Annotated in this window: 6 protein-coding genes; 1 reads left to right on the top strand and 5 read right to left on the bottom strand. The window is 66.1% G+C overall.

Annotation, left to right across the window (positions count from 1 at the left end; all coding sequences use genetic code 11):
- Positions 1–10 precede the first annotated feature (10 nt).
- Positions 11–1873 (bottom strand): extracellular solute-binding protein, encoded by a 1863-nt coding sequence (locus V7Z54_RS04215; protein ID WP_443082426.1) that lies wholly within the window; start codon positions 1871–1873, stop codon positions 11–13.
- Positions 1874–2014: 141 nt separating this feature from the next.
- Here V7Z54_RS04215 and fabI point away from each other — a divergent pair, with 141 nt between their 5' ends.
- Positions 2015–2821: an enoyl-ACP reductase FabI gene (fabI, locus tag V7Z54_RS04210; RefSeq protein WP_334134584.1), complete on the top strand. Its 807-nt coding sequence runs from the start codon at positions 2015–2017 to the stop codon at positions 2819–2821.
- A gap of 195 nt (positions 2822–3016) precedes the next feature.
- On the opposite strand, the gene V7Z54_RS04205 is transcribed toward fabI, so the two are convergent.
- The 4 genes from V7Z54_RS04205 to aceE all read right to left on the bottom strand — a co-directional run bounded on the left by V7Z54_RS04205 (position 3017) and on the right by aceE (position 9934).
- The gene (locus V7Z54_RS04205) at positions 3017–3652 is read right to left on the bottom strand and encodes a c-type cytochrome (RefSeq protein ID WP_334134583.1); all 636 of its coding nucleotides are present in this window, start codon (positions 3650–3652) and stop codon (positions 3017–3019) included.
- 119 nt (positions 3653–3771) lie between these two features.
- A complete protein-coding gene (gene lpdA, locus V7Z54_RS04200; protein WP_334134582.1) occupies positions 3772–5694 on the bottom strand; it encodes a dihydrolipoyl dehydrogenase in 1923 nt (640 codons plus the stop codon).
- Between the two features lie 13 nt (positions 5695–5707).
- A complete protein-coding gene (locus tag V7Z54_RS04195; protein WP_334134581.1) occupies positions 5708–7198 on the bottom strand; it encodes a dihydrolipoyllysine-residue acetyltransferase in 1491 nt (496 codons plus the stop codon).
- Positions 7199–7216: 18 nt separating this feature from the next.
- The gene (gene aceE / locus V7Z54_RS04190; RefSeq protein ID WP_334134580.1) at positions 7217–9934 is read right to left on the bottom strand and encodes a pyruvate dehydrogenase (acetyl-transferring), homodimeric type; all 2718 of its coding nucleotides are present in this window, start codon (positions 9932–9934) and stop codon (positions 7217–7219) included.
- Between the last annotated feature and the right edge of the window lie 342 nt (positions 9935–10276).

Genomic DNA, 10276 nt, shown 5'->3' with positions numbered 1-10276 from the left:
GACTCCTGCCCTACCGGGGAGACGCTGGTGCGGGCCGCGCCCACCAGGTGGAGATCGCCCAACCTTCGCCGCTGGCGTAGGGCGGCATCTCGGGCGGGTGAGCCAAACGCCAGGCGTTGTAGGCCAGGCGATGAGTCGGCGCCGACCACTGCGGAATCAACACGTGGCTGTGCGCGATCACCCGCTCCAGTGCGCGGCACGCGGCCAGATAGCTCGGCTCGTCCGACGCCTGCACCATGCGTTGGATCAGGTCGTCCACCGCCGGGTTGGCGATGCCGGTGAAATTACCGGAATCCGGCGTGCGCGCCGCTTCGCTGCCGAACAGATCGGCATATTCGGCACCCGGGTGGTGGGTACCCTGAAAGGCCAGCGAGACGATGTCGAAGTCGAACGTGCGCAGGCGCTGCTGGTACAGCGCAAAGTCCACCGAGCGGAAACGCAGCTCCACACCGATGCGCGCCAGGTTGCGCGCCCACGGTGTGACCACGCGCACGCCCGCCTCGTTGCTGTCCAGGTATTCCAGCACCAAGGGGCGCCCCTCGGCATTGCGCAGCGCACCGTCGCGAAAGGTCCAGCCGGCTTGGTGCAACAGCGCCTGCGCCCGTTTGAGATTGTCCCGCAGGCCTTGGGGACCGTCGGTGCGCGGCGGCTCGGCCATCGGACCGAACACCGCCTCGGGCAATTGGCTACGCCAAGGCTGCAGCAACGCGCGCTGCGCAGCGTCGGGCTCCCCTCGCGCGGCACAGGCGGTATTGCCAAACAGCCCACGCACGCGCTGGTAACTGCCGTAGAACAGGCGGTCGTTCATCCACTCGAAGTCCAGCGCCAGCTCCAGCGCCTGCCGCACACGGATATCATCCAGCGGCGGCCGGCGGGTATTGAGTACATAGCTTTGAAACCCCGTGGGCAGATGGTGGCGGAACTCGCCTTTGACCAGTTCGCCGCTGTCGAAGCGCTTGCCGTTGACGCGCCGCGCCCAGTCGCCGGCAGAGAAGAAACGCATCAGGTCGAATTCGCCCGCTTTGAGGGCCTCCAGCCGCGCGGTGTTGTCCTTGTAGATTTTGACTGTGATGCGGTCGAAGTTGAACTGACCGCGGCGCACCGGCAAATCGCGCGCCCAGTAGTTGGGGTCGCGCACATAGGTGATGTCACGCCCGAACTTGACCGGACCGATGCGGTACGGCCCACTGCCGATGGGGATGTCGGTGACGACCTGATCGAACGTCTTGCGCTGCCCGGTGCGGGGATCGATGCTGTCACCCCAGGCACGGCTGAAGATGGGCAGGCCACCGACGACCAGGGGCAGCTCTCGGTTGGGCACACGAAAGTGAAAGCGTACCGTGCGTGAGTCCAGCACCTCGACACCGGCCACGTCGGCCAGCAGCGTCCGGTACGCCGGCGAGACATGGGGGCCGGTCAGGGTCTCGAAGCTGTGCCGCACGTCCTCGGCCAGCACGGGGGCGCCGTTGTGAAAACGCGCCTGTGACCGCAGGCGAAAGGTCGCACTGCGCCGATCCGGCGCCACCGACACGTCCTCGGCCAGCAGCCCATACGCCGCGCCCAACTCGTCCGCTGCCCCCACCAGCAGCGTGTCGAACAACAAGTCAGCCAGGTAAGCCGGAGCGCTGCCGCGCAGCGTGAAGGGGTTGTATTTGTCGAAGGTGGAGGTGCGCAGGTTGCTCACCAGCCGCAGCTCGCCTCCTTTGGGGGCTTGCGGGTTGACGTAGCGAAAGTGCGTGAAGTCGGGCGGGTACTGCAGCCGGTCCCACAGCGCGTAGCCGTGCGCCGCCGAGGCGGCAGGCACCGCAGCGGCCAGCATCGCCGCCAACAGCCCATGCCGCAATACCGCAGCCAGCCACGCGGACGGTGTCATGTGCGCAGGCATCGGCGCAAGGGCCAATGCTGGTGGCGCCGTGGTGGCACTGCGCCCCCCAGGCCAGCGGTGACACGCATCAGGCAGGCATAGACGCATGCGACAATTCTGCAGGATTTCCGACACCAAGGAGCAACAACCATGGGATTTCTGGCCGGCAAGAAGCTGCTGATCACCGGCGTGCTGTCCAATCGCTCGATCGCCTACGGCATCGCCCGCGCCTGCCATGCGCAGGGCGCGGAGCTGGCGTTTAGCTACGTGGGCGAGCGTTTCAAGGACCGCATCACCGAGTTTGCGGCCGAATTCGGCTCATCGCTGGTCTTCGAGTGCGACGTCAGCGACGACGCCCAGATCGAGCGGCTATTCCGTGATCTGTCGGCACACTGGCCGCACTTCGACGGCTTCGTGCACAGCATCGGCTACGCGCCGCGTGAGGCCATCGCCGGCGATTTTCTGGACGGCCTCAGCCGAGAGGGTTTTCGCACCGCGCACGACATCAGCGCCTACAGCTTCCCGGCCATGGCCAAGGCGGCGCTGCCCTACCTGAACGACAACGCGGCGCTGCTGACACTGACCTACCTGGGGTCGGTGCGCATGGTGCCCAACTACAACACCATGGGGCTGGCCAAGGCCAGCCTAGAAGCCAGCGTGCGCTATCTGGCCGAATCGCTGGGCCGCCATCGGCGCGGCTGGCGCGTCAACGGTATTTCGGCCGGCCCCATCAAGACGCTGGCGGCCAGCGGCATCAAGGGTTTCGGCAAGATTTTGGGCGTGGTGGCCGACAACGCGCCCATTCGGCGCAACGTTACCATCGACGACGTGGGCCATGCCGCGGCGTTTCTGCTCAGTGACTTGGCTGGTGGCATCAGCGCCGAAATCCTGTACGTCGACGGTGGCTTCAGTCACGTCATGGGCGGGTTGGTGGAAGACGGGGGCGACATCGCCTGAGGCGGTTGCGGGCGGCTGCGCCCCGGACCGACCACCCACTGCTGAAGTCTCACCGCACCCAACGGCACCGGCTCCCTACCCTGCCCACGGCGCTTTCCCCCGCTGAAGGCGTCTCGGAAATGCGTTGCCGCCGCCCGCCGTTGCGGGCCCCGCATGGGGGCGCCAAGGGCCCTGCAGGCAGCCCCGCCGCCCGCGTTACTTCAGGTTGCCCAGGTAAGCGGCCACGGCCTCGAGTTCGAGGTCGCTCAGACGGTGCGCCATCACGCGCATCACGGGGCTGTCGCGCGGGCCGTTGCGATCGCGAAATGCCATCACCTGCCGCTGGATGTAGGCGGGGTGTTGCCCGGCCAGCCGCGGCAGCTCGGCACTGCCCTGCGCCTGGGCACCGTGGCAGGTGGCGCACGGCGGCAGGCCACTGTGGCGGTTGCCCCGTTCGTAAATGTAGCGACCGACCGCCAGCAGCAGTTCGTCACCGCTGGGCGTGTTGCCGGGCTTCTGCCGCGCGTAGTACTCGGCCACCGCCTCCAGCTCTGTCGCGCTCAGGCCCTTGACCTTTTCCTGCATCGCAGTGTCCAGGCGCTCGCCGCGCGCAAAGGCCTGCAACTGATTGAACAGATACTGAGCGTTTTGCCCGGCCAGGCGGGGATAGTTCGGCGCGACACTCTGACCACACGGCCCGTGGCAGACCGCGCAGCGATCGCGCGCCACCACTTCGCCGATCACCAGCGGATCGACCGAGACGGCACGCGCGCCTGCCTGTGCCCACACGGCGGCGCTGGCGCACGCCATCAAGCCGGCCACGACCCATCCCCTTGCGGTCATCGTTCGCATCGTTGCATCCTCCATAGGGTATCGAAATTGGAACCCATCCTAGTCCCGAACGGAGGGTGCCGGTTTGACGCGCATCAAGTGCAGCGCGTGTCCGGGCTGCCGCGCCCGGTACTGCGCACTCAGCGTCGCGGTGGCGGTAAATCGGTGCAGTGGCCGTGCGCCGCTTCTGCTGCCAAGCCGATGGTTTCGCCCAGCGTGGGGTGCGGATGGATGGTGCGCCCGATGTCGATGGCGTCGGCCCCCATTTCGATGGCCAGCGCGATTTCACCGATCATGTCGCCCGCACTGGGTCCGACGATGCCCCCACCCACGATGCGGTGCGTTGCCGCATCGAACAGCAGCTTGGTAAAGCCCTGCTCGCAGCCGTTTGCGATCGCTCGCCCAGAGGCTGACCACGGAAACAGCCCCTTGTCAACGGCGATGCCCTGCGCTTTGGCTTGGTCCTCCGTCAGTCCTACCCAGGCTACTTCGGGGTTGGTGTAGGCGACGCTGGGAATGACGCGCGCGATGAAGGCCGAACGTGCCAACGCGGCGTCGCCCTTGAGTTCACCCGCGATCACTTCGGCCGCCACATGGCCTTCGTGTACCGCTTTGTGCGCCAGCATCGGCTGCCCGACGATGTCGCCGATGGCGAAGATATGCGCGACGTTGGTGCGCATTTGCGTATCCACCGGCACATACCCGCGCTCATCGACGGCCACACCGGCGCGGTCGGCGTCGATGTGACGCCCGTTCGGGCGACGCCCGACGGCCTGCAGCACCAGGTCGTACACCCCCTCCTGTACACTGCCGTCCGCCCCTTCAAACCGCACCCACACACCGTCGGCGCGCGCCTCGGCCGCCACCGTGCGGGTGCGCAACATGATGCGATCGAAGCGATGCGCGTTGAGCTTTTGCCACACCTTCACCAAATCGCGGTCGGCTCCGGGCATAAGACCATCGGCCATCTCGACCACATCGATGCGCGCGCCCAGGGCGCTGTAGACGGTGGCCATCTCCAGCCCAATGATGCCGCCACCAATCACCAGCATGCGGCGCGGCACCTCGGGCAGCGCCAGTGCGCCCGTGCTGTCCACGATGCGCGGGTCATCGGGCAGAAACGGCAAGCGCACCGCTTGTGAGCCGGCGGCAATGATGCAACGCGCAAACGCCACGACGGTCTGTGCGCCGGTTTTATCCCGCCCGGCGCCGGTGGTTTCCTCGACCACCACGCGATGGGCGTCCAGAAAGCTGCCGGTGCCGCGCATGACACGCACCTTGCGCATTTTGGCCATCGCCGCCAGGCCGGCGGTGAGCTTGCCGATCACGCGCTCTTTGTGCGCACGCAGCGCGGGCAGGTCCACGCGCGGCTCGCCAAACGCTATGCCGACCTGCGACAAGTGGCGTGCTTCCTCACAAACCGCAGCCACGTGCAGCAACGCCTTGGAAGGAATGCAGCCAACGTTCAGACAGACTCCACCCAACGTCGGGTAGCGCTCCACCAGCACCACATCCAGGCCCAAATCCGCAGCGCGAAACGCCGCCGAATAACCCCCGGGCCCGCCGCCCAGCACCAAAACATCGCAGCTGATATCCGCCGGTCCCGCCCCCACCGCGGGCGCTGCCGCAGCCGCCCCTGCGATGGAACTGGCCGACGCATCCTGCGCAGCGCCTGCTACCGCGCGGGTGCCCGAGGCAACCGGGCCACCCCAGTGGGAAAGCGGCGCTGCCGCGGCGCTCATGGGTAGCTCGTCGGCAGCGGCGTCCGGTGCGCTGGCTGGCGACGGAGACGGCGCCCCCGCCGCCGGGGCCGGCGCTTGCACCCCTTCCGCCTCCAACAGCGCAATCACCGACCCTTCGCTGACCTTGTCACCCAGCGCCACCCGCAGCTCGCGAATCACCCCCGCGTGACTGGCCGGTATCTCCATCGACGCCTTGTCACTTTCCACCGTGATCAGCGACTGATCCACCACCACCCGGTCTCCCGGCTTGACCAGCAGCTCAATCACCGCCACATCCTGGAAATCCCCAATGTCGGGAACCTTCAGTTCGATCAGTGCCATCGTCGCGCCTTTCTCACAGCAGCACGCGGCGGAAGTCCGCCAGGATCTGGCCCAGATAGGCGTTGAAGCGCGCCGCCGCTGCGCCATCGATGACGCGGTGATCCCACGTCAGCGACAAGGGCAGCATCAGGCGTGGCACGAACTGCTGGCCATCCCACTGTGGCTCCCAGCGACTCTTGCACACCCCCAGAATCGCCACCTCGGGCGCGTTGATGATGGGCGTGAAATAGCGTCCTCCAATGCCGCCCAAGCTGGAGATGGTAAACGTCGCGCCCGACATCTCCGCTGGCGACAGCTTACCCTCGCGGGCTTTGGCGGCCAGTTCGGCCAGCTCGCGGCTGATTTGCAGCACGCCTTTTTGATCGGCGTTTTTGATCACCGGCACCACCAACCCGTTGGGCGTGTCGGCGGCAAAACCGATATTCCAATAGCGCTTCAGAATTAGCGCCTCGCCGCCGCTGTCCATGTCCAGCGAGGCGTTGAATTCGGGGAAACGCTGCAGCGCCGCCACGCAGGCCTTGACGAGGAAGGCCAGCATCGTGACCTTGACGCCGCTTTTTTCGTGCTCCTTGTTGAGCTGCAGCCGAAACGCCTCCAGCTCGGTGATGTCGGCGTCGTCGTGGTTGGTGACGGCCGGAATCATCACCGCGTTGCGCATCAGGTTCGCGCCGCTGATTTTCTTGATGCGCGACAGCTCCCGGCGCTCGATCGGTCCGAACTTGGCAAAGTCCACCTTCGGCCATGGCAGCAGGCCCAGCGCACTACCCCCGTCGCCCCCCGCAACCGGTGTCTTGGCCGCCTGAGCGCGCGTTTGCTGCTGTCCAGCCATGACAGCGCGGGTAAACGCCAGCACATCCTCGCGGGTGATGCGGCCCTTGGGGCCCGAGCCGGGCACCTCCTCCAGCGGCACGCCCAACTCACGCGCAAACTTGCGCACCGCGGGTGACGCATGTGGCAGCCCCAGCGGTGGACGCATCGGCTCATGTGCGGGCGCCGCCACGCCAGCAGAGGCGGCGGCTGCCACCGCGGTTGCGGTCGTGGTCGTTGCCGACGGCGGTTGCGACGCCGCGTCCATTGTGACCGCTGCAGCCGACGCGCCTTCGGACGAGACGAACGTGCCTGTCGCGGGAGGCGTTCCGGCACCCATGGTCGGCGCGCCCGCCGTACCCACCTGCCCCGCCGCGGCAGCCGTGCCGGCACCGTCGGCCGGCGCGCCCGCAGGCGACAGCGTCGGCGCCCCCGCCGCCGGGACCGGCGCTTGCACCCCTTCCGCCTCCAACAGCGCAATCACCGACCCTTCGCTGACCTTGTCACCCAGCGCCACCCGCAGCTCGCGAATCACCCCCGCGTGACTGGCCGGTATCTCCATCGACGCCTTGTCACTTTCCACCGTGATCAGCGACTGATCCACCACCACCCGGTCTCCCGGCTTGACCAGCAGCTCAATCACCGCCACATCCTGGAAATCCCCAATGTCGGGAACCTTCAGTTCGATCAGTGCCATGCGTAGCTCCCGCGATGCTCAGGCGTAGAGGGGATTGACCTTGTCGGGGTCGATGCCGTAGCGCTGGATGGCTTCGACCACGCGCGCTGCGGGGACTGTGCCCTCGTCGGCCAGGACCTTGAGCGCCGCCAACACGATGTAGTGACGATCCACTTCGAAATGGCGCCGCAAGCGGTAGCGGAAATCGCTGCGACCGAAACCGTCAGTCCCCAACACCCTGTAGGTGCGGTCTTTCGGCAAATAGGGGCGAATCTGCTCTGCAAACGCGCGCACGTAGTCGGTGGAAGCCACCACCGGTCCGGGGTGCGCATCCAGCTGCTGGGTCACGAACGGCACGCGCGGCGTCGCGGTGGGGTGCAGCATATTCCAGCGCTCGCAATCTGCTCCTTCGCGCGCAAGCTCGGTAAAGCTCGGGCAGCTCCACACATTGGCCGCCACGCCCCAGTCCTGCGCCAGCAGGGTCTGTGCCGCCAGGCTCTCGCGCAGGATGGCACCACTGCCCAGCAGCTGCACGCGCGGGGTCATCTTCGGCCCCTCCCGCAGCAGGTACATGCCACGGATGATCTGCTCCTCGGTGCCCGGCGTCAGGCCCGGGTGCGCGTAGTTTTCATTGAGCAACGTGACATAGTAGAAGACATTGTCCTGCCGCTCGACCATGCGCTTGAGGCCGTGGTGCAGGATCACCGCCACCTCGTGCGCAAACGTCGGGTCGTAGCTGACGCAGTTCGGGATGGTGGCCGCAATCATGTGGCTGTGGCCGTCCTGGTGCTGCAGCCCTTCGCCATTGAGCGTGGTGCGCCCCGACGTGCCGCCCAATAAAAAGCCGCGCGCCTGCATGTCGCCCGCTGCCCAGGCCAGATCGCCAAAGCGCTGAAAGCCAAACATCGAGTAGTAGATGAAGAACGGGATCATGATGCGGTTGTTGGTCGAGTACGACGTGGCCGCCGCGATCCACGAGCTCATCCCCCCAGCTTCGTTGATACCCTCCTGCAGAATCTGGCCCGCCTTGTCCTCCCGGTAGTACATCACCTGGTCCTTGTCCACCGGCGTGTACAGCTGCCCCTTGGGGTTGTAAATGCCCACCTGCCGGAACAGCCCTTCCATGCCGAAGGTGCGTGCCTCATCGACCAGAATGGGCACCACGCGCGGACCCAGCGCCTGGTCGCGCAGCAACTGCGTCAGAAACCGCACGTATGCTTGGGTGGTGGAAATCTCGCGCCCCTCGGGCGTGGGCTCCAGCACCGCCCTGAAGGTCTCCAGCGACGGCACGGTAAACTGCTCGTCGCTCTGGACGCGGCGCCGCGGCAGATAGCCCCCCAGGGCCTTGCGGCGCTCGTGCAGATATTTCATCTCCGGCGTGTCGTCGGCCGGTTTGTAGAACGGAATCTTGGACAGCTCGCTATCCGGAATCGGGATGTTGAAGCGGTCGCGGAAGTAGCGAATGTCCTCATCCGACAGCTTCTTGGTCTGGTGCGCGGTGTTCTTGCCTTCGCCCGCGCGTCCCATGCCGTAGCCTTTGACGGTCTTGACCAGAATGACTGTCGGCTGCCCCTTGTGGTGGTAGGCACGGTGAAACGCCGCATACACCTTGCGCGCGTCGTGCCCGCCGCGGCGCAACGCCCAGATGTCGGCATCGCTCATCTTGGCCACCAGTTCCAGCGCCTTGGGATGGCGACCGAAGAAGTGCTTGCGCACGAACGCCCCATCGTTGGCTTTGAACGCCTGGTAGTCGCCGTCGAGCGTCTCCATCATGATGCGACGCAACACGCCCTCTTTGTCACGCGCCAACAGCGGATCCCAGTTGCTGCCCCACAGCAGCTTGATCACGTTCCAGCCCGCGCCGCGGAAGTCGCCTTCCAGCTCCTGAATGATCTTGCCGTTGCCGCGCACCGGCCCGTCGAGCCGCTGCAGATTGCAGTTGACGACGAAGATCAGGTTGTCCAACCCCTCGCGCGCCGCCAAGCCGATGGCGCCCATGCTCTCTGGCTCGTCCATTTCGCCGTCGCCGCAAAACACCCACACCTTGCGGCGGGCGGTGTCGGCAATCCCGCGCGCGTGCAGATATTTGAGGAAACGTGCCTGGTAGATGCCCATGATCGGCCCCAGGCCCATCGACACCGTGGGAAACTGCCAGAACTCGGGCATCAGCTTGGGGTGCGGATAGCTCGACAGCCCCTTGCCCTGCACCTCCTGGCGAAAGTTCAGCAGCTGCTCTTCGCTGATGCGGCCTTCCAGAAAGGCGCGCGCGTAGATGCCCGGCGCACTGTGACCCTGCAGGTACAGCAGGTCGCCGCCGTGCGTGCCGCCCTGATCGGTGTCGTCGGCGTGCCAGAAGTGGTTGAAGCCGCACGCCAGCAAATGCGCCAGCGACTGAAACGAACTGATGTGCCCACCGAGCTCGCTGCCGTCGGGCGAGTCGAGCCGGTTGGCCTTGACCACCATGGCCATCGCGTTCCAGCGCATGTAAGCGCGCAACCGCCCCTCCAGCTCCAGGTTGCCGGGGCTTTGCTCTTCTTCGTCTGGCTCGATGGTGTTGACGTAGCCCGTGGTGGCAGAAAACGGCAGATCGATGCTGTGCTCGCGCGCCTCCTCCAGCAACTGCTCCAACAGGAAGTGGGCGCGCTGCGGGCCTTCGCGCTCGATCACCGCGTCGAGCGCATCGAGCCACTCACGCGTCTCCTGGGGGTCGTCATCGGGCGCCAGCAGCGGGGAAATGGGTTCGGCTTGATCGGACATGGATCGTCTCCTCTACGGTCAGAACAGCGGACGGCAAACGGTGCGCATTGCCGCACAGTGTCGCACAAAATGTGGCGATTTCCAAATCACGGTCTTACTTTTTATATTATGAAACTCGATCAGTCGGTGACTTCTTCTGCCCTCGCGGCCCAGGCGCCTTTAGCCGATGGGAGCCCAGTGCGCCGACTCCTGCACGGGTGTAACGCGGTTGCGGCCTGAATCGATTCAGGGTTTGCCCTAAACTAGAGCGTCATGAGGACCACGCCACCGCATCCGCAACGCGTCGAGCGGCGGCACTGGTGGAACGGGCCGCGCCGCCGCTGGCGGCAATGGTGGGATCGC

This window comes from Tepidimonas sp. (assembly GCF_036824975.1).
Classification (GTDB): Bacteria; Pseudomonadota; Gammaproteobacteria; order Burkholderiales; family Burkholderiaceae_C; genus Tepidimonas.
The sequence above is the reverse complement of the archived record's forward strand: the minus strand, read 5'-3'. Positions and strand labels throughout refer to the sequence as shown.